The following is a 19,022-nucleotide window of genomic DNA, read 5'->3' as shown; positions in this document are numbered from 1 at the left end:
CAACGACTAAGGCTGTGATCGTACCACTCCCCCCCGCGCAGGACGCTACAGCGAAACGGCCGGAACAAATCATGTCGCCGTGCCCGGGCGGGCGCGCAGGCGCAGCAGTTCGATGTAGACGCGATCCATGTGCGGGTTGATCTCGAGCGCGCGCTCGAACGCATCGATCGCTTCAGCGGTACGACCAAGCGCCTTCAGGCAAAGCCCGCGCCCGGCAATTGCACCGAAGTGCCGGGGCTCGAGTTCGAGCACCCGATCGATGTCCTCGAGCGAATCGCGGTAACGATCGACCAGATAATAGGTGGTGGCGCGCCGATTCCACGCCTCGGCATATTCCGGGTCCCGCTCGACCGCGCGCGTAAACGCTTCGATCGCGGCCTTATGACGGGAACTGGCCAGCGCGTCCAGCCCGGTGCCCATGATCCGGGTTACCGCCGGGTCCTCATGCTCGAACCAGATCTGCCAGATCTCCGCCTGCAACATCCGCGCGCGGTCATCGCGCCGCTTGTCCAACGCCTGCAGCTCGGCGAACAGGTCATCCAGCCGCGGATCGTCCTGCGCCCCCGGCAGCGCCGGCGCAAGGCTCAACCCGATGCACACGATCAGCCCGGCCATCCACGCTCGCATATGCCGCCTCCCGGCCGCTCCGGGCATCGCCACGCTTTGCGGCGACCACGTCCGCGACTCGACTCAATACATCATGTGCAGACGACCACCGGAGCGAACCACGCAGGTGCGCCGCTCGCGCAGGAACCGCTCCGTGATCACCCAGTCATCGCGCTCGTTCTGCCAGACCTGCACTTTCACCCGCCCGTCACGCGGTCCGCGCGTACCACCGGAGACCACGACCCGATAACCATGCATGCCGAGGGTGCGCTCGATCCCCTTCCCGCGCTCGCAGGTACGCCCGTCGCCGGGCACGTAATCCGATGCGGCGGGCGCCGCGGCCCAGGGAAACATGATCAGTACACCGAGCAGGATTCTGCGGAATCTCGCCATGACGCCCGTACCCCGTCGTCGGGATTGATACGCGGTGCGCGCGGTTCCCGCTGTCGGCGCGCCCATCGATACCAACACTGAGACCACGCCCCGGAACCCATTTATAGAAGCCAGATTCCGGGCGGACAACGACCAGGACCGGAGCACTGGACCGACCGATACCTGCACCAGCGGGTGCGGGTAACACGCTGCTTCGCGCCGGCGGACGTACCCGAGGCCTACTACCGCTACTGAGTTTTATAGCCGAGGCCGCGGCCCGGCGCCGCCAGAACACGAGCGCCGCGCAGGGACCGCGCGCCACACGGGGCTCGGTGCCGACACATGCCGCTGATAGAGTGTGCGCATGCTTGAGACCGCCCTGATCGCCTTTACCACATTCTTTGCGACCGTCGGGCCGCCGGACGTGGCGGCGGTATTCGCCGCCTTGACCACCCATGCGACCGCCGCGCGCCGCCGCTGGCTGGCGATGCGCGCGACCCTGATCGCCATAGCCATCCTGCTGCCGTTCGCCCTGTTCGGGAGCAGCGTGCTGGAGGCCTTCGGGATTTCCCTGGCGGCGCTACAGACCGCCGGCGGGCTGCTGCTGTTCCTGATCGCCGTCGATCTGGTGTTCGCGCGGGATTCGGGGGGCGTGGCGACGACCGCCGAGGAAGAGGCCGAAGCACGACAGCGCGAAGACATCTCGGTTTTCCCGATCGCGACGCCGCTGATCGCCGGCCCGGGTACGATCGGGGCGACGATCGTACTGATCGCCGACAGCGCGAGTACCGGTTCGGCATTCCTGGTGGTGGCGATGCTGTTATGCGTGCTGGCCGTGACCCTGCTGCTGATGCTGGTCGCCCCCGCCGTTCAGCGCGTGCTCGGTGTAACCGGCCTGCACGTGATCTCGCGGGTGATGGGCCTGCTGCTGGCCGCGCTCGCGGTCCAGTTCATATTCGACGGAATCACGGGCGGTCTGATCGAGGTCGCGCGCGAGGCCGGCTGATCCCGGAGTCTCCCGGACCGCGCGGCCGAGCGCGGAATCGCCGCACGCGTCACCCGCGGCGTCCGAGAATCCAGCCCTCGATGCGACGCCCCTCGCGATCGCCCGGCCCGCCCTCCGGCTGCAGTCCCAGCGCGACGGCCAGCATCCCCAGCAGTCCGACCCACGCATCGAATGGATCCTCGCCGGCCGCGCTCGATCCGAATCCATCTTCCACCGTACCCCGTACCGCGGAGAGGTCGATCGGCTTGTCCGCTGCCCACTGCAGCAATCGGCGGACCTGTTCACGACGGTCCGAGGCGTCGCGCTTACTCCAGCCTCGCCCCGGCGTGCGCAACCCCAGTTGCACGCAGGCATCGGCCGGATATGTCTCCGCGACCACGCAGGCTCGCGTTGCCAGCAGCGCCTGGAGATCCCCCTCGAACGGCCATAACCCGAGTGCGGTGCCCATCCGTTCACTCGCCGGCACCAGCACATGGCGCCAGCCGGCAATCGCCGCCCGGCCGACCTGGTTGCCGCCCAGCGTCCAGAACAGCGAACACGCGCGCCGGCGATCGCCCCCGCCGCGCTCGCACTCGCGCAGGAGGTCGTCCATCGACGCCACACCCAGCCCGTCGACCAGATGCGCCTGGCGGGTCCCGCCCGGCCGCGCGGGATAGAAAGGCCGCTCGAGGGCGATCTCCTCCGGTCGCTCGGCCAGTTCGTAGAACCGATGCCACGGCCCCGTCCCGAACGCCGGCAGCGTGCCGCGGAAATCCGCGATCCTCGCCCGCCGGGCATACGCACGCGGCAGGCCGATGGGGAAATCGAAACCGATAAGCGCGCCACCGCCGAGCGCTTCTCGGCGGCAGGACTCAAGCAGGGTCCCGGGCGCCCGGACAGGTTCCGGCGGTGCCACCCGGTACACGCCGTCCCGCAGCCAGGCCGTCGCCATCCAGCGCTTGTTCGGCGCCGTGCTCCAGTCGGCATGTATTACGATCGCGGGCAGCACTGCCATCCCCGGGGCCTTGTCAGTTGATCTCGGCAGTCGCCTCCGAGTCGGACATCCGCCCGAACAGCACGTCCATCATGTGCATCACGCGATCTTCGCCACTACCTTACTTGTTCCCGTTCAGGGAGTTGGGTGCGCGAAAATCGACGGAGTCCCGGCTGTAAACAGGGCGCCCTCATGAGTCTTTATCCGCTACCTGTTGGTCCGCCAACAGCCGCCTGAGGCGTTCCACCTCGTCCTGTGCTTCGATCTCGGTGGTGACATCGTATTGCACGCCCAGGAAGTAAATCAGTTGTCCGTTCCGGTCGGTCAGCGGTTGCAGAGTGAACCGGTTCCAGAAGAGCTCGCCGTTCCGCCGATAGTTGCGCAGCGTGACGGTCGTCTCACTGCGCGTGGCGATGGCGTGCCGGATCTCATCCAGGGCCGGCTGATCCCGATCCTCTCCGTGCAGGAACCGGCAGTTGCGCCCGAGGATCTCCGCGCGTGGGTAACCGGTTACCCGTTCGAAGGCGGCATTCGCGAACACGATCGGATTATCCTCCTGATCCGGATCGGATAGTGTGATGCCGGTGACACAGGCGTCGAGGATCTGTGTCAGCACGTATGGAATCGGACCCTCGTCCTTCTCGACGGTGAACTCCATGCTCGCCTCCTGACCAGTCCGGTCAGTGTTCGCGCTCGATCAAGCCTTTGATGTTGCGCACGGTTGTGTCGGTGCCGTCCTGGATCGCATGCCGGATCAGTTTCTCGAACGGACGCATGAACAGGTCGAGCTGCTTGAGCTCGAATTCCAGATACAGCGTGGTGGACTCCGGGCCATTCGGCTCGAAGCGATAGCGGATGGCGAAACGCGCCTGGCGATCGCCATCGAAATCGACGGCCCGCTCGGACTCGAGTCGGGTGACCTCGAAGGTCGTCTCGCTGCGCCGCCCATGGTCGACGCGCACCTGACGGCCACGGGTGCCGAGGCGCACGGGCCCATCGTTCATGGCCCGCAGCTCGCGCACCTCGGGGGACCAGCGCGGGTAATTCTCGAAGAAACGCACTACGACGAAGTCATAGACCGTCGCCACGGGGCGCGCGATGTCGATGCGGGAACGACCATGGATCAATGCGTGCACCTCCTGGCGTTCCATTCGCCTCGCGTGCAGTGCCGGTTGCACGAACATAGCCGCAAAAGCGGGGGGTTGCCTCGCCGGTTCCCGAATGTGCTTTCCGATTCCACGGTGGACCGGCTGCCGTGCCGGCGAGGCGCGGGTCCGGGTTATGCCGGTGCGGCCACTTTCCAGGGGGCGCCGGCGAGAAGCCGAACGAGCTCGACCTGGCGGTTGACGCCGGTTTTTGCAAAGACGGCCTTGAGCTGGCTGCGCAGCGTTTCGTTCGAGACGTTCCAGTCCGCGCTCAGTCTGGAGAGTTCGCGTCCCCGCCCCACCGCGACCGCGAGACGCGCCTCGGCCGGCGTCAGGTCATAGATCGCGCACAGGACCTCCGGGCGCAGCACACCGGTATCGTCGAGATCACCGACGTACAGCGCCACGCGGGCCGCCGGCCACTCCTCCCCCATGGTCGACACCGCTTGCGCGATGGGCATCCCCACCACGAGCAGGTTTGCCGCAGCGGACTCAGCGGCGGGGACGAGCACACTGCGGGATGCGAGGCATTCCCGCCCCGCCGGGGCGTTCTCCGCCTGGGCCGTCAGCTCGGCGATCATGGTCATGACACGGGAATCGTCCGACACGACCCGTCCATCCCGAACCCGCAAACCGCACCCCAGGCGCACGAGCCGCTCGCCCGTCTCGTTGGCATGCACCATACGGCCCTGTCGATCGAGAAGCAGGCACGCCACCGCCATCGTATCGAGCGCGCGCTCGGCCGAATCGGCGCGGTTGCGATGGTGACCCAGAACGCGCTGCAGGTGCATCGCCTGTTTCACGTGGGGGGCGAGCCACTGAATCACACGGAGCTCCGACCGCGAGAACTGCTCGCTGCCCGAATGCCGATGAAAACCGATGATCGAATGGCGCCCGTCGTCTGCGCGTTCGAGGAAGCCGCCGACAATGAAGTGATTGTCCAGTGGCCTCATGTACTCCTGGTAGAACTCCGTATCCCGCATTCGATCGAGATCGATGAGCCCGTCGTTGGTAACCATTTGCCCCACGGGCAACCGCTTGAGTGCCTCCAGATAGGGATCGTTCATCACGAGCCCACCGCAATACTCGGTCTGCAGATCGGTATCGAGGTTGTAATGGTGGCTGGACAGGACGGCGCGTCGCTCGCGCAGATCCAGCATGCGCACGAGGCCGGATTTCGCGTGGAGGGCGGCAGCGATCCGCGCAAGCACGGAGGGCCACTGATCGGGCGCCTCAACCGTTGAATAGATCGCGCCCGTCAGCTCGTTCAGGTCGCGATCGCTGATGCGTTTCGCCCCCTGTCGACGTCGCACACCCATCGCTCCCCCTCCATCGCCATGCCTGAGCGACCGATCCGATCCCTGCTGCGGGATGCACGAAAAATGCCACCGAATAGACCATGGCCACCCCGGTAACTACCGCCGACGGTCACCTGCTATCGTGCCTCCCCGAAAGGGCGTGCGCCAGCGCGACCGCGGAAAACGGCCCTGCAGAGTCCTGACCCGATCGTCGCCGACGGCGTTCAGGATCGCCGCCCGCGCGATCCGGGTCCGCCCCATATACGGAGGCCCGGATCCAGCGCCTCTTGAACGGATGCCCGTTCAGCGCGACCCTGCCACGGGACCCAACGCGTCAAGGCTGCCGATGCATCTCCATGACCATGAATTCCCCGCGATCAACGGCGGCACGATTCGCCTGCGGGATCATGCCGACGGTCCGATTCTGGTCGTCAACACCGCGTCCGAGTGCGGCACGACACCGCAGTATGCGGGCCTCCAGGCGCTGCACGAACAGTACGCCGACCAGGGACTGACGGTGATCGGCGTACCGTCCAACGATTTCGGTGAGCAGGAGCCTGGCGACGAGGAGGAGATCCGCGCGTTCTGCAGACGCGAGTACGGGGTCTCGTTTCCCCTGACGGCGAAGCAGCATGTGATACCGCCGGACGAACACCCCTTCTATCGCGACATCGCGTCCGAACTGGGCGACGTCGCCCGCCCGCAATGGAACTTCCACAAATACCTCGTCGGCACCGACGGCGATCTGGCGGGCCTCTGGGACAGTCAGACCGAGCCGCGCTCCGCGGATGTCATCGAAACGATCGAAACCGCTCTGGCGGGCGGAGAAGCCGCGGAGTAACCACCGTTGGTACGGGTCAGTCGGATTCCGGAGGCCGGAGCGCCACCATGGGTCTCACGCGCTCGCCGGCGTCCCGGGGGCACCGACCATCGCGAACACCGCGCCCTGCACCACGATCAGCACGACCCACCCGATCACGCAGACGCCCAGCGCCCGCCAGGTACTCTTGTAGTCTAGGGCCTGGCGAACACCGACGACCATGGCGGCAAGCATCCACAGATCACAGGCGAGCACGAGCAGCCCGCCGATGCCCGGGAGCACACCCAGGAAACGCAGCATGCCCGGCGCGGAGGCGAAGCCGACGGTGCGCAGCAACTGCCCCATGTCGGCCTCGGTCTCCGCTTCCGGCAGCAGCTTCGTCCCGATCAGCCAGGTCAGAAACGCCCAGACGAGCCAACCCACCAGCGCGGCGATGCTGCCTACGACCAGGGCGGTTCCCAGATCCATGTAGAGCGCGCTGCCGATGCCGGCGGCGACACTGGACAGCAACACGACAGCGATGGCCTGGCCCATGGCGCCTTTGTCGTGCTCGACCTCTTCGTAGATGCGGGATTCGAGTTTGGCCGCGCCGATCACGCGTTCGGTAAAGCTGCTCATCGCTTGTTGCTCCAGTGCGGGGGGTAACGGGATCGCGGGGAAGACGAACGGGCCATGCCCCGTGTACGGCCCGCTCGGGACCGGCGTATCCCGTGAAATGGTACGCCATACCGGGTGCAAGGCACGACCGTATGCACGTAGCCATGGAGTAAGCACTCTGAAGATCGACCTCCGATATCCCGATCGTCCCGGGTCAACCGGTACAATCGGAGTAGGCCATTGCGCGTCCGCTGAGCATCAGGAGTCCCGATGAAAAACGTTGCGCTGCCCAGCGGTGAATACGTTCCCACGCTCGGCCAGGGTACCTGGCACATGGGCGACAGGCGCCGGGAACGCGAGCGTGAGGTCGCGGCCGTGCGCGCCGGCATCGACGCCGGTCTGACGCTGATCGACACGGCGGAGATGTACGGCGACGGTGAGGCCGAGCGCATCGTCGGCGAGGCCATGGGGAACCGGCGCGAGGCGCTCTTCCTCCTCAGCAAGGTCTACCCACACAACGCCTCACGCGCCGGGGTCCGAGCGGCCTGCGAGGCGAGCCTTGAACGCCTCGGCACGGACCGGATCGATCTCTACCTGCTGCACTGGCGCGGCGGCGCCGATCTCGCCGAAGCGGTCGCCGGGTTCGAGGATCTGCAGCGCGATGGACTGATCCGCCACTGGGGCGTGAGTAATTTCGACGCGGCTGATCTGGCCGATCTGTGGCAGGTGCCCGGCGGCGACGCCTGCAGCGCCAACCAGCTCCTGTACCACCTCGGCGAACGGGCCATCGAGCGCGATCCGCTGCCCTGGATGCGCGCGCACGGGATCCCCGCGATGGCCTACTGCCCGCTCGGCCAGGGTCGCCTGCTGAGACAGCGCGCCCTGCGCGATTTCGCCGAGCGCAACGGCATCACGCCCGCCCAGGCCGCACTCGCCTGGCTGCAGGCGCAGGACGACGTCATCGCCATCCCGAAGACGAGCAACCCCGACCGGCAGGCCGAGAACCGCGCCGCGGCCGAGGTGACGCTCGACCGGGAACAGCTTGCCGAGCTGGATCGGCTGTTTCCGCCGCCCGCGGCCAGCGGTCCATTGCCGATCGCCTGAAGCCATCCCCATCCGGGCTATTGGGGCCGCGGGCTCTTCGCCTGGCAATAACATTGCTGATGTTCTTTGATCGGGCGCTCAGCGTCAGAGTCACAACGCCCGACAGCGCGTATCCGCGGTGTTACTCTGTCCTCAGACTACCTGCAAAGAGGTGTAACCATGCAGACCAGTGCCCGCAATCGTTTCGATGGCCGTATCGCCGGCCTGCAGCAGGGTGCGGTTAACACGCTTGTCACCGTAGATATCGGCGAATCCGGGGCGATCGTGGCGAACATCACGAATGACAGTGCCGAGCGCCTCGGTCTGACGGAAGGTGGCGCGGTCACGGCGCTGATCAAGGCCACAAGCGTGCTCGTGACGACCGAAACCGAGAACCGTACAAGTGCGCGCAACTTCCTCTCTGGCAAAGTCAGCGAGGTCGCAACCGGTGCAGTCAACAGCGTCGTAACCATCGACCTCCCCGGTGATGGCGCCCTTACGGCGACCGTCACGAAGGACAGCGTCGAGCGCCTGGGCCTCGCGGCCGGGACGTCCGCCGCGGGTCTCTTCAAGGCGTCGGCCGTGATCCTGATGGTGGGCGACTGAGACCACGCCGGTCGTCGACGGCGGCGCAACAGCGCGGACACAAGAGCGGTGCCCCGTGATGACCGCTCAATCGGTCAGCTGCGACACGTCGACGGTATCGGGTGTACCGGCTGGCACGGAGGCAAGCATCGTCGAGTTGATCACACGGGATTCCGACGCATCCGGCGCCGGAACCGTCGCACCGTGGAGAACGCCCTGCCAGGCCGGTCGCGAATCCGAATACGCGGCACACGAGTTGTTGATACACACGATCCGGTAATCCCGAGGCGAGAAGCATGGCACGCGGGTTGTGTAAGGACGCAGGACGTCGTCTGCGTGCCCGAACATCGGGTTGTATTCGGACATGAACTGCTCCGGGGACAATCCCAGATCGAACGCACATTTCGCGTAGTCCGCGAATGCCATTTCGGAATCAACCCGGGACGGCTCATAACCGAGCATCAACAGACACTCATCCGGCCCGCCGTCGAGATGCAGCCGGGTCGTTTCCTGCTGATCGAACCGCCCCGCCGACAGGTACGCCAGCGTCTTCCCGCTCGCAGCCTCGTGGATCCCCGCCATCTCCCGCTTGAGATCCGCCATGAGTTGCCGGAAGCCGACCGGATTGATGTCCCGCCCAACGTTAATGACACAGAAACCGGGCGCGTCGAAATCGACCCGGCATGTGCGCGGGGCGACCTCCGCCGCGATCGACTCCGCGTCCAGTTCCCGGGGACGCAGACAGATCGATTCGTGGGACCAGTTCCGTGTCTCAGCATTCATACGAACTCCAGCGGATTGACCAGAGGGCCGAGTGACATCACTGCTCGAAGACCGCCCACCACCACGTAAGACGGAGGCCTCATGCCACCCTTCCCCGTGCCCTGTCACCACGTCACTTTGAGTCTTTGCGCCGATCGCCCTGCCGCCGGTCGGGAGTGATGGCTTCCGCACGCGTCCGTTCGCGACGGTCCAGCCCTCGCCGGCGCTCGTGCTGGCGTCGATCGAGGTAACCCTGACGATCGGTATCCCTCTCAGCGGGCATGGTCTCGATCCTGCACTTCGCGCCCGTTGCCTCGATGGCGAGCTTATAGCGGAGGGCGGTATCCGGATCGAGGTTGCTCTTGACGACCACGGGCGGGCCCGCAAACAAGCGCGCGAGCGCCTCCGCACCAAGATTGAACCGCTTCGCCATCGCGTCGCGGACCTCCTCAGCAGCCACATCGTCCCCGATTTCACTGAGGAACACGACACGCGAAAGGTCACTCTCCCCCAGTCCATCACTCATGGTCACTCCGTCACCGTAAACAACCGGGCATGGAGGTTCATTATATATCCGGAGCCGGAACCGTACGCACCCACGTAAACCTCGACGACGTCCCCATAGATGATCGCGCCGATTGCATAGTGTCGACTACGCCACGACTGCAAGCACTGCGGTTGCCGGGATCCATATTTCGAGACAGTGCCCGGGGGCTTGCGCCGACCTGCTCGATCGGAAGGTAGACCACGAGCATCTCAATATCTCGACGGCACCGAGCGCGGATGAATACGCCGTAACCGCGTCACAAGGCCCCGTTCACCTGGAATATGGATAATGCGCAGCATCGAACACAGCCGAAAGCGTGGTTCGATGAATGGCAATCAGGGAATCCCCTCCCCCCCTTCGAGCCGCATACCCTGCGGCTCTTTTTTTTGGACTTCCATCCCCCGGGAGTTCGGGCTCATTGGGCGTCAAGACCGATCTCCAGGACGACCGAGTCATCGGCCTCCACTTCTGCCGGTGCCAGCCAGCGGACCCGACCAGGTTCGACCGACGGGTCACCCTCGCCCAGGATGTAGCTGCGGACGGCGTCGGCGCGGGCCTGCGCCAGCGCGGCGAGATCCTCTTCGGTGACCTCCTCGGCGGCGCTTACCTCAGCGGCGAGGTGCTCGCGGTACTCGGCGGCATCGAACTCCGGCTCCTCGTCACTTTCCGCCGTGGTGAAGCGTTCACGGACCTCGGCAAGCGACCGCCGCGGATACCGATCGGCAAACATCGCTTCCAGCGTGTTGCGGGTATCCGCGGCACTCAGGCTGGGGTTGGCGACCTCGACGCCCGCCTCGTCGAGCCGCTCGACCAGGGCCGCCCGGGCACGCTGGCGCTGGAGCGCCGGGCGATCCAACTCCGGTGCATACGGCCCCGGGAGCTCGATCGCGAGTTCCGGCCGTTTCTCGAGCGCGCTGCGCAGCTGGTCAAGGCGTTCACGCTGCGGCGGCGGAATCTCGCTGGAACCGGGAGCGAAGGCCACCTTTGCGAGTTCATCGGGGTCGCCGCCCACAATGCTGGCCAACAGGTTGAACGGTGAACTGACAATGTCTTTCAGAATATCCGTGAGCGCCTGCCGGATCGCCGGTCCGAACGAGAACTCGGGATCGTTGACGTTCCCCTGGACCGGTATATCAACACTGATCACGCCGTCGCTGTCCTTGAGTAGCGCGATCGCCAGACCCAGCGGCAGATTCGTCGCATTCGGGTGTTCGAAGCGTTCCCCCAGCTGCAGATCCCGCAGAACAATACTGTTGCGCGCGTCGAGACGGCCGTCATCCAGCACGTAGCCGAGATCGAGGTCCATACGGCCCGCGGCGATGCGGCGACCTGCGAACTGGACCGCGTAGGGCGTCAACTCCGGGATATCCAGGTTCTCGAGAACCAGATCGACCCGGGTGCTGCTGAGCGGATTCCACGGGTTCAACTCCCCGTCGATCCGGGCCTGACCGTAATCCGCGACCTGACCTTGCAGGTCAACCCGCGCCGGCTCCTCCTGCCCGGGCGCGAGCCGTGAAATGCCGCCGCTGAGTTGCTGCACGCGTGTTGCGAACGGCAGCGGCAGAGAACGGTCCGTAAAGGCGAGTACACCGCCATCGAGGCGGAGGCCGCCGATCACGATATCGAACGGCTCGGTCTCCTGCTCCTGTGCCGGCTCCGCCGCCGCGGGCTGATCCACCAGCAGTTCCCCCAGATTCGTGCTGCGGTCCTCGGCGATGAATACCCGGGCGGATGGCCCCTCGAGTCGGATAACCGACAGTTCCAGAGACCGTGTGCCGAGACCGAAATCGATCTCATCGATCGTGAGCGCCTGCCAGCCCACGACATCCTCGCCACCCTCGCGTTCGCCGATATCCAGGGCATCAATCCGGGCGCTCCCCGCATAGGTCAGCGGATCGTCTGGGCCGCTGCGCAGTTCGCCTTCCGTGCTGAGGCTGCCACTGTCGACCCGAATGTTCGCGATACGCTGGGCGAAGGGCTCCGCCAGCGCTAAAGCCACGTCATCAACATCGAGCGTCCCGGCGAGATCGAGCGCCGGCAGCAGCTGCACGCTGCCATCAAAAGCGAACGCCCCGCCGAGGTCGAAGCGACCGCTGACCTGAAAAGGTGCGACCGCACCGTCGGCGAGAATGAAGTCCTCGAGCGAGAAATCGATGTCGTGCAGCGCGACCGGCGCGGCCCCATCGGTCCGTATGGGCCGGATGATGGCCTCGTCCGGACCGGCGCGCGGCAGCGGTCGGCGCTGGAACTCGCCCAGCAGACGGGTGAAACGGGTTCCCCCCGAATCAAATTGTTCCTCGTGCACGCGGGCGCCTTCCAGCTGCGCCGCGGGTATAACGGTCGTCCACTCCCACAGGCTCGACCAGGCGACATCGACGAACAGGCGCTCGAAGCCGACGAGTTCGTGGCCATCGAAGTCGTCCAGCGCGAGATCCTCGATCTCCAGGGTGAGCGTGAACGGATTCGTACGGACCGTTTCGATGCGCAGATCGCGGCCGAGATCGTCCTCCGCCACATTCACCGCATACGCGGTCGCCAACCAGGGCAGGACCAGGAAGCCGAGAACCGTGTACAGGATCGCGACGGCCGCGACCCAGAAGCGGATTCGGCGCGGACTAAGCCAGTACTCGCGCAGCCAGGACCACGCGGAGCGGGCGGTACTTTTCTTCATAAACTCAATTCTTGCACGCCAGGTGCCCAGTTTACGGGGGAAATCCAGCGTCGTCTCCAGCATATTGTTATAACTAGCACGCCTCCGCCGGAAAGAGCTGGTTCAGGAAATCCGCACATCGCCTAATGTGGCCGACGCAGTGAGGCACCAACATAGAGCTTCCATGAGCCGCGCTGTTCCGCAGCTTCGGAAACGTATCCACAAACGTCTGGGTGTAAGAGGTCCCGCAGGCACTCTCGCAATCCCGAAATCCGGAATCACTAATAACCCCTCTGTCTAGCGCCTTTTGGAGCAGCGCCTTAAGATTCGTCTGTTCGTCGTCTCCGTAATACCGACGGACTCCCATCTCCATTACAGCGTACGTTTTCATATGGACTTCTGGGGCTAATGAGTACAAGTAGTAGGTATAAACGGCCATGTTCCGCGCCACATTGTATTGACCGTGTATATCTTCCGGGACGCCGCTGGTTAGAATCTCGTTCGATACCACGTTGTGCAATTTCTCGATATCGAGTAACTGTCCGGTGACGCGCGCAAGCAATTCGTGCCGTTCATCGATTTCTGTTAGCCGGTCGAATTTCCTTAGTTCTTCCATTGCTGAATCACTTTTGCGCGTGGTCGCGTACGCGGTTGGTTATAACGGATTTAATCCGCCGCCGACGGAGTCTTTGGGCTGAATTAACTAGTTAGAGGCACTACTTGAGACCACCGATGTAGAGCAACTCCTCGGTAACGTCTCGAAGTTCAACTCGGACTTTGTCGAGATCCGAGCGTCGTGCCGTGTATCTTCTGCTGTGGGCCGACTTGTCTCCAATATCTTTTAGTCTTGGCAGAGCGCGTTTCGTGTTACGCCCAACGTTCCACGTGGTTTCTCCCAAAAAGAGACCGACCAGATCTCGCAAGTGGTAGAAATCGCCATTGCTGTTCTTTATTTTCGCAGCGATATTGTGCTTCTCAAAGCATTCGATTATTAGCGTTTCAAGGAGACGACGCGCCATCACAGCGGCTGCGTCGAACCATCCCTTCTCATAGCAGCCGTTGACCTGATTAGCGACCTTTTCGATATAACCGCGCGTATTTTTGTATAGCGACTTTGGAAGTACCTGATGGCTGTATGAGGGCAATCCTTCGTCCGGGACGCTCCCAGCGAGCGTCGTCGCGTCAAACTGCGCAGCCCGGCTTGCCTCAAGTGTCGCTTTTACCAAGTCCTTCATTGCTTGTAGAGGTGCTTCGACATGCTCTCGAAGATTTGATCGATTTGATCAGCGGATGCCTCCGGAGATATGTGAACCTGTATATCCACGTGCAGAGAAGGCCCGGACGTACTAGGCGCTGACGTGTTCGCCGACCCGGCGGCTACCGTGCCCGCGCCCGTGTCCGACTCGTTACTGGTACTTGTGGACGCGGGCTCGTCGGACCCGAGAGCCGTAAAATCTGCCTCCGCGCATAGTGTGTGGAACGTGCGGACTGCCTTCGTGACCGCCTGGCGCCCTGCCGATGTGTTTGTGCTGACAACGTGCTCGATTTCGCTAGCGGTCCGATCGTTGGCGTCTGGGTAGACGTCGAATAGATCCCGATAGCCCTCGCGTATCGCATTCGCGAGAACCTGCTTGTGATTACCACCCCGATAGTCTCTCCATCGCGATGTGGGTACGCTCGAATCATCGACGAAATCGATAAATTTTAGAACGGACAGGAGAGTACGATCGTTGCTGGATTTAAAGCCTATCGACTCCAACCAGCGCTAGTTGACCTTGGAAGGTACGCCCACCTCGCGAATTTTGGCCAGTAACTTACTCATCTTCCCGGGAACGGTAGTGTATGTGTATTCGGCCATGTCGCTCTCCAAGGTAACGGTATTAATTGTGTGTTCCCATCTAACGCCTCAGTTGAGCGGCCGCTGAAAGCGCGGTGAAGCCGCGATTTCAGCGGTCCGCTTGAAAGACTAGTTAGGCATCACAGTACCCTTTCCTGATTCCAAATCGACAAACACGAAATATTCTTTCGCCAGGTACTTTGGAGCGTAGTCTTGCGGTACTGCGTCTGAATTGGCCAAGATAATCATATAGTCTGCGCGCACGCTGCTGGTGCGGAGCTTTTTCCGCATGGCGTTCTTTTTTCCCTGAAAGAACGATGGGGCGACATTGAACGCTTCGGCGATAAGTCGTTGGCCACTTTTCTCGGCCGATATATCGTGATCGTTCGCGTCCTCATTCCCGTACTCGACGATGTATTCGTCGAAAGGTAATGCGTTTGAATGGAGAAGAAAACGCACTCCTTTCAGGATCACAAGGTCGGTCATAATCCGGTTTGCCGCTTCGAATAACGTGACGTGCGGATAGGGTCCGACCCCAATCGGCCTACGTTTCAATGATTGAAATAAGGAGACGCCCCGAAGATCCGAGATCGTTTCGCCGATCTCTTCGATTGAGGCCTCGTATTTGCTGATTGCGGCCTCAACGTTATTTCGATTGAGCGAACGTTCCATACGCCTCCCTTGCCTAACAGGTCATGGACGGAAGAATTCCGTGATGAAACACGGCAAGTTTCCGCCTATCGCGCACGGCCGGGCGAACCCGCGATGTGGGCTCTCGGCTGGTTAATCGAGGAGAGTCCCGGCCATACCAGGCATTTGAGAAGCGCCGAACCCGAACCATCCTGGATCCCTCCACGTCGGCTGGCTGTCGAAAGACGGCGTTGCGCCGCCTATCCCGCGCCTGCGAGCAAAAGCTAGCAGGCGTGCCTGGGAGTGTACAGCGGGAATTGGTCGACTTTCCCTGCCGGGCAGGCACTGAGTGGGTTACCCGGCCCGCGCGCCCTCCGGCGATTGCCCTTCCCGCTCCAGCACATAATCCAGCCACATCGACGTGAGCCGATCCGGCAGCCGGTTCTGCTGCTGTCTCGCCTGCAGGTTATCGAGGTCGATCCACGCCAGCGGCTGATCCTGTTCGGCGCAGGAGAAGACGGGTCGGGTGCGTTCGCCGGTTTCGGGGTCTTTCTGCCATTGCAGGCACTGGGCGCAGACGCCCTTGAGCATGCACTGCATGGGGCTGCCGGCAGTGCCCATGGCCTGGATGTCGGGGCGGAAGTGGTTTGTCAGTGCGCCTTCGGTGAGTGCGCCCTGGAAGCCTCTCAGCAATCCCGTGCCGCCCATGACGAGGATGCGGTCGACCTGTTGCAGGTCGATGGTGTGGTCGTCGGCGACTTTGCCGTCGCCGTATTGTTGTACGAGATCGACCATGTCGGTGGCGATGACGCTGCGGTCCTGTTCGCGTCGGGCCTCGATGGTCGGTTCATTGGCGGTGGCCCAGACGATCTGGTCGGCACCGTTTTCGAGTTCGCTCTGGAGATCGACGTCGCGGGCGTTGCCGAAGGCGGCGATGTAGAGGACGCGGTTGCCGCCTTCGCGCAGGGCGTGGCCGATGTCGAGCATGGCGGCGGCACCCCAGCGGCCGGCGATGACCATGACGGTCTCGTTCTCCGGGATCTCGGTGGGTTTGCCGGTCGGGCCCATGAGCACGATCGGGTCGCCGGGTTTGAGACGGCCGACGAGGCGTGGGCCGGCGCCGAACTGCAGGACCATGAGGCGGATCATGTCGTCCTTCACGCCGGTGCCGGAGACGGTCAGCAGCGGCACCTGCAGGCGCGTGCCTTCGACGACCGGTGACAGCGACTCGAAGGTCTGCAGGCGGTAGAACTGGCCGGGGCGGAAGTTGCGCGCGGCCATGGGGGCGCGTACCCAGACCTCGGCCATGGCGGTGTCGCTGGTGTTGACCGAGAGGACCGTCGCCTGGAACCGGTCGGCGACTTCCTCGAGGAACGCTTCGCTGTCGCGTTGATCGTCGCTGGCGCGGGGCGCGCTGCCGAGCGCGTCCAGGATCTCGGGGTACGTGCGCATGGATGAGGCGATCGCCTTGACCACGCTGCCGTGGAAGGCGGGGTGCGTGTCGCCGATGAAGCTGACCTTGTGGCCGCCCTGGTTGTACGAGGTGAACGGGCCGAACTCCTGTGATTTCGCGTGCTCGGCCTGGGCGACCGGCTGCAGGCGGTCGTGGTGTTCGACGTGTGACTCGAAGAAGTCGCCATTGAGCGCGAAGGTACCGGGGTATTCGCGCTCGTAGATGGTATTGGGCACGGTGCCGGCGGCGACGAACACGGCCTTGGCCGGCAGGTGGACCTCCTCGCGGCCGGCCAGCCAGCGCCCGCCCTGGTTGTGCATGCGCCGGCAGATGAGCGTACGCACATGGCCGTAGTCGTCGAGTTCGCAGTGCAGCGGATCGAGGCCCTCGGCGTAGCGGATGCCCTCCTCCGTCGCCTTGGCCACTTCCTCGTGGTTGCGCGTGTACGCCGGCGAATCGTTCAGGCCCTTGCGGTAGGCGATGGTCACCCCGCCCCAGGCCTGTAGCAGCGGCGTGAAGTCGGGCGTCTCGCCGACGGCGGCGGCGCGGGCGCGCTCATCGCGCACGGCGCGGCCGTGTTCGAGGAATTCCGCGAGGATCTCGCGGTCCTCGTCGCCGAGGGCGCTGAGCACGGCATCCTCGCCGCGCTCGGCGACCAGCGTTTCGTAGCGCCAGAGCGTCTTCTCGACCTGCTTGATGTAGTACGCCTGCACCTCGGTGGCGGTATCCACGCCGGTGAGGCCGCCGCCGACGACCACCGCGGGCAGGCGCACCTGCAGGTTGGCGATGCTCGATTCCTTGCCGGCGCCGGTGAGCTGCAGCGCCATGAGGAAGTCGCTCGCCTGGCGCATACCGCGCGCGAGGCTGTTGCCGATGGAGACGACGCGCGGCAGCCCGGTGCCGGTGGCGACGCTGACGTGGTCGAAACCGAGCTGCCAGGCGTCCTCGATGGTGACCGTGCCGCCCAGACGCACGCCGCCGCGCACGGCAAAGCTGTGGCGGCGCGCGAGCGTGAGGTAGATCAGCTTCAGGAAGTTCTTGTCCCAGCGCACGGTGATGCCGTACTCGGCGACGCCGCCGAACCCGAGCAGGATGCGTTCATCCAGCGGCTCTTCCAGCGCGTCCCAGTCGCGTACCGGCGCGTTGAGCAACTCTTCCGGCAGCGGCTCGATCTTGAGGCCGTCGATACCAAGCACGGCGCAGCCGGCCATGGTCAGGTGGTGCGCCATGGTGAAGCCGGACGGGCCCATGCCCGCGACCATGACGCGTCGGCCGTTGTCCGGCTGCTGGACGTACTGCTCGGGCCGCAGCGGGTTCCAGCGCGCCAGCAGGTGGTAGACCTCCACACCCCAGGGCAGGCGCAGCACATCGGTGAGCGTGCCCGTCTCGATCTGCGGGATGTCGACCGGATCCTGCTTCTGGTAGATGCAGGCCTTCATGCAGTCGTTGCAGATGCGGTGTCCGGTCGCCGGGATCATCGGGTTGTCGATCATGGCCATCGCCAGCGCGGCGACGGGCATGGCGTCGCGCCGGCAGACGTGCATCTCGGAGATCTTCTCCTCGAGCGGGCAACCGGTCAGCTTGTTGCCGAGCGGGTCGACCTTGAGGCCGAGCTCGGGCTGCTTCTTCTTCTCCGGGAAACCCTTGGAGCAGAAGTCGCCGTTGTGCTCGTGGCAGTAGATGCAGTAGTTGACCTCGCCCTGGATGTGGCGGGTGTCCATGCGGCGGTCGGTGAGCTGGAAGCCGTCGCGGCGGCGCAGGCGCTCGGGACTGGCGTTGAGGACATCGGCCTCGCCTTCGTGGGCGGCGACCAGTGGCACCAAGGCCGTGTGATCGACCTTCTGCGGCAGCTTGAAGGCGGTCCAGCCGTTGACGGCACGCGCGCCGGCCTCCGTGCGCTGCGCGAGCGCGCACCACTCGGCGATGCGGTTGATCGTTTCTTCGTTGCGCTCGGGGTCGATGAGCAGGCCGTTGGCGAAGGCGGCGACGGCCGCCTCGCGGTCGCTGTAATCGGCGTCGAGCTGCTGCTCCAGCCAGGCGTCGATGCGGTCGAAGTCTTCATCCGGCAGCTCGCGGATCTTGCGGGTGCGGCGCAGGACGTACTCATTCTTGAAGCGCAGGACCGGATCGTGACGGGTCAACTCTGCGCGCAGGGCCTCGACGCTCGCTTCGATGCCGAAGAGCCCGGTGACGAAACGCTCCAGGTGCGGCGCGAGTTCGAGCAGCAGCGCGGAATGATCGCGCGGCCCGAGTGGCTCGCCACCCCGCAGAGCGTCGAGGCGCTCGGCCAGCGCCCCGTCGGCCGCGGCCACGCGTTCGCGGAAGCACGCGTCGAGCCGCGCCAGGCCGGCGGGGGTCTGCAGTTCGTCGAAGCTGAAGCCGTTGAATGCGATCACGGATGGGCTCACTGACAGAATCGGTTCGCGGCCGGCCGGCCGAAGCCGGGCATTATCGCCGAGCGCGCGCCGGGCGTCGACGGCGGCCACTGTAACGGTTGGCGCCAAGTGCCCGTGGCCAAAGGAGAAAGCGGTTTATCCCCAGAACCTGTGGATAACAATGTGGATAATGTGGGGGGACACGTCGCTACACGGCCTCTTGCTGCGCTCCCGGTGCCTTTGGTCATTTTTTGTTCATGTGATTTTTTACCGGGAAAACAAA

18 protein-coding genes are annotated in these 19,022 nt (G+C 64.3%); 4 read left to right on the top strand and 14 right to left on the bottom strand.

Annotated features, from left to right (window positions below):
* Positions 1–69 precede the first annotated feature (69 nt).
* Both A0W70_RS05505 and A0W70_RS05500 read right to left on the bottom strand, forming a co-directional pair.
* Positions 70–627, bottom strand: coding sequence for a tetratricopeptide repeat protein (locus A0W70_RS05505; RefSeq protein ID WP_175443068.1), 558 nt, complete (start codon positions 625–627; stop codon positions 70–72).
* 63 nt (positions 628–690) lie between these two features.
* Positions 691–999 carry a hypothetical protein gene (locus tag A0W70_RS05500; RefSeq protein WP_067561254.1) on the bottom strand — a complete coding sequence of 103 codons (309 nt, stop codon included), beginning with the start codon at positions 997–999 and terminating at the stop codon, positions 691–693.
* A 343-nt stretch (positions 1,000–1,342) separates the two neighbouring features.
* Here A0W70_RS05500 and A0W70_RS05495 point away from each other — a divergent pair, with 343 nt between their 5' ends.
* Entirely contained in the window at positions 1,343–1,984 is a 642-nt protein-coding gene (locus A0W70_RS05495; protein WP_067561252.1) for a MarC family protein, read from the top strand.
* A gap of 49 nt (positions 1,985–2,033) precedes the next feature.
* On the opposite strand, the gene A0W70_RS05490 is transcribed toward A0W70_RS05495, so the two are convergent.
* The 4 genes from A0W70_RS05490 to A0W70_RS05475 all read right to left on the bottom strand — a co-directional run bounded on the left by A0W70_RS05490 (position 2,034) and on the right by A0W70_RS05475 (position 5,421).
* Positions 2,034–2,972 (bottom strand): hypothetical protein, encoded by a 939-nt coding sequence (locus A0W70_RS05490; RefSeq protein WP_217495391.1) that lies wholly within the window; start codon positions 2,970–2,972, stop codon positions 2,034–2,036.
* A 175-nt stretch (positions 2,973–3,147) separates the two neighbouring features.
* Positions 3,148–3,615, bottom strand: coding sequence for a PAS domain-containing protein (locus tag A0W70_RS05485; protein WP_067561248.1), 468 nt, complete (start codon positions 3,613–3,615; stop codon positions 3,148–3,150).
* A gap of 22 nt (positions 3,616–3,637) precedes the next feature.
* Positions 3,638–4,108 carry an SRPBCC family protein gene (locus A0W70_RS05480; protein WP_245675814.1) on the bottom strand — a complete coding sequence of 157 codons (471 nt, stop codon included), beginning with the start codon at positions 4,106–4,108 and terminating at the stop codon, positions 3,638–3,640.
* A gap of 128 nt (positions 4,109–4,236) precedes the next feature.
* The gene (locus tag A0W70_RS05475) at positions 4,237–5,421 is read right to left on the bottom strand and encodes a helix-turn-helix transcriptional regulator (protein ID WP_067561246.1); all 1,185 of its coding nucleotides are present in this window, start codon (positions 5,419–5,421) and stop codon (positions 4,237–4,239) included.
* Between the two features lie 325 nt (positions 5,422–5,746).
* Here A0W70_RS05475 and A0W70_RS05470 point away from each other — a divergent pair, with 325 nt between their 5' ends.
* Positions 5,747–6,241, top strand: coding sequence for a glutathione peroxidase (locus A0W70_RS05470; RefSeq protein WP_067561244.1), 495 nt, complete (start codon positions 5,747–5,749; stop codon positions 6,239–6,241).
* 54 nt (positions 6,242–6,295) lie between these two features.
* Here the strand turns inward: A0W70_RS05470 and A0W70_RS05465 are convergent, their stop codons facing one another.
* On the bottom strand, positions 6,296–6,838 hold the full coding sequence (locus tag A0W70_RS05465; protein WP_067561242.1) for a YIP1 family protein: 543 nt from the start codon (positions 6,836–6,838) through the stop codon (positions 6,296–6,298).
* Between the two features lie 249 nt (positions 6,839–7,087).
* Here A0W70_RS05465 and A0W70_RS05460 point away from each other — a divergent pair, with 249 nt between their 5' ends.
* Together A0W70_RS05460 and A0W70_RS05455 are read left to right on the top strand one after the other, a co-directional pair.
* Positions 7,088–7,921 carry an aldo/keto reductase gene (locus A0W70_RS05460; RefSeq protein ID WP_067561240.1) on the top strand — a complete coding sequence of 278 codons (834 nt, stop codon included), beginning with the start codon at positions 7,088–7,090 and terminating at the stop codon, positions 7,919–7,921.
* Between the two features lie 159 nt (positions 7,922–8,080).
* Positions 8,081–8,506, top strand: a complete 426-nt coding sequence (locus tag A0W70_RS05455) for a TOBE domain-containing protein (protein WP_067561238.1) — start codon at positions 8,081–8,083, stop codon at positions 8,504–8,506.
* A gap of 66 nt (positions 8,507–8,572) precedes the next feature.
* On the opposite strand, the gene A0W70_RS05450 is transcribed toward A0W70_RS05455, so the two are convergent.
* The 7 genes from A0W70_RS05450 to A0W70_RS05415 form a co-directional block, all read right to left on the bottom strand.
* Positions 8,573–9,268, bottom strand: coding sequence for a hypothetical protein (locus A0W70_RS05450; protein WP_067561236.1), 696 nt, complete (start codon positions 9,266–9,268; stop codon positions 8,573–8,575).
* Positions 9,269–9,380: 112 nt separating this feature from the next.
* Positions 9,381–9,773, bottom strand: a complete 393-nt coding sequence (locus tag A0W70_RS05445) for a hypothetical protein (RefSeq protein ID WP_067561234.1) — start codon at positions 9,771–9,773, stop codon at positions 9,381–9,383.
* A 436-nt stretch (positions 9,774–10,209) separates the two neighbouring features.
* Positions 10,210–12,465 (bottom strand): DUF748 domain-containing protein, encoded by a 2,256-nt coding sequence (locus A0W70_RS05440; protein WP_070988411.1) that lies wholly within the window; start codon positions 12,463–12,465, stop codon positions 10,210–10,212.
* 695 nt (positions 12,466–13,160) lie between these two features.
* Complete coding sequence (locus A0W70_RS05430; RefSeq protein WP_217495390.1) at positions 13,161–13,679, bottom strand: hypothetical protein; 519 nt, start codon at positions 13,677–13,679, stop codon at positions 13,161–13,163.
* On the bottom strand, positions 13,676–14,203 hold the full coding sequence (locus A0W70_RS17310) for a DUF5343 domain-containing protein (protein ID WP_070988375.1): 528 nt from the start codon (positions 14,201–14,203) through the stop codon (positions 13,676–13,678). Before A0W70_RS17310 ends, A0W70_RS05430 begins: the two co-directional genes overlap by 4 nt.
* A 207-nt stretch (positions 14,204–14,410) precedes the next feature.
* The gene (locus A0W70_RS05420) at positions 14,411–14,953 is read right to left on the bottom strand and encodes a hypothetical protein (protein ID WP_070988374.1); all 543 of its coding nucleotides are present in this window, start codon (positions 14,951–14,953) and stop codon (positions 14,411–14,413) included.
* A gap of 312 nt (positions 14,954–15,265) precedes the next feature.
* Positions 15,266–18,772, bottom strand: a complete 3,507-nt coding sequence (locus A0W70_RS05415; RefSeq protein WP_425402594.1) for a pyridine nucleotide-disulfide oxidoreductase — start codon at positions 18,770–18,772, stop codon at positions 15,266–15,268.
* Between the last annotated feature and the right edge of the window lie 250 nt (positions 18,773–19,022).

The organism is Halofilum ochraceum, from assembly GCF_001614315.2.
In the GTDB taxonomy this organism is placed as follows: domain Bacteria; phylum Pseudomonadota; class Gammaproteobacteria; order XJ16; family Halofilaceae; genus Halofilum; species Halofilum ochraceum.
This window is presented reverse-complemented; position numbering and strand designations above follow the sequence as displayed.

Coding starts and splice junctions, on each gene's coding strand:
- A0W70_RS05470 (WP_067561244.1), top strand. CDS start 5,747: ATGCATCTCCATGACCATGAATTCCCCGCGATCAACGGCGGCACGATT.
- A0W70_RS05445 (WP_067561234.1), bottom strand. CDS start 9,773: ATGAGTGATGGACTGGGGGAGAGTGACCTTTCGCGTGTCGTGTTCCTC.
- A0W70_RS05480 (WP_245675814.1), bottom strand. CDS start 4,108: ATGGAACGCCAGGAGGTGCACGCATTGATCCATGGTCGTTCCCGCATC.
- A0W70_RS05505 (WP_175443068.1), bottom strand. CDS start 627: ATGCGAGCGTGGATGGCCGGGCTGATCGTGTGCATCGGGTTGAGCCTT.
- A0W70_RS05475 (WP_067561246.1), bottom strand. CDS start 5,421: ATGGGTGTGCGACGTCGACAGGGGGCGAAACGCATCAGCGATCGCGAC.
- A0W70_RS05485 (WP_067561248.1), bottom strand. CDS start 3,615: ATGGAGTTCACCGTCGAGAAGGACGAGGGTCCGATTCCATACGTGCTG.
- A0W70_RS05420 (WP_070988374.1), bottom strand. CDS start 14,953: ATGGAACGTTCGCTCAATCGAAATAACGTTGAGGCCGCAATCAGCAAA.
- A0W70_RS05430 (WP_217495390.1), bottom strand. CDS start 13,679: ATGAAGGACTTGGTAAAAGCGACACTTGAGGCAAGCCGGGCTGCGCAG.
- A0W70_RS05440 (WP_070988411.1), bottom strand. CDS start 12,465: ATGAAGAAAAGTACCGCCCGCTCCGCGTGGTCCTGGCTGCGCGAGTAC.
- A0W70_RS05460 (WP_067561240.1), top strand. CDS start 7,088: ATGAAAAACGTTGCGCTGCCCAGCGGTGAATACGTTCCCACGCTCGGC.
- A0W70_RS05450 (WP_067561236.1), bottom strand. CDS start 9,268: ATGAATGCTGAGACACGGAACTGGTCCCACGAATCGATCTGTCTGCGT.
- A0W70_RS05495 (WP_067561252.1), top strand. CDS start 1,343: ATGCTTGAGACCGCCCTGATCGCCTTTACCACATTCTTTGCGACCGTC.
- A0W70_RS05500 (WP_067561254.1), bottom strand. CDS start 999: ATGGCGAGATTCCGCAGAATCCTGCTCGGTGTACTGATCATGTTTCCC.
- A0W70_RS05455 (WP_067561238.1), top strand. CDS start 8,081: ATGCAGACCAGTGCCCGCAATCGTTTCGATGGCCGTATCGCCGGCCTG.
- A0W70_RS05465 (WP_067561242.1), bottom strand. CDS start 6,838: ATGAGCAGCTTTACCGAACGCGTGATCGGCGCGGCCAAACTCGAATCC.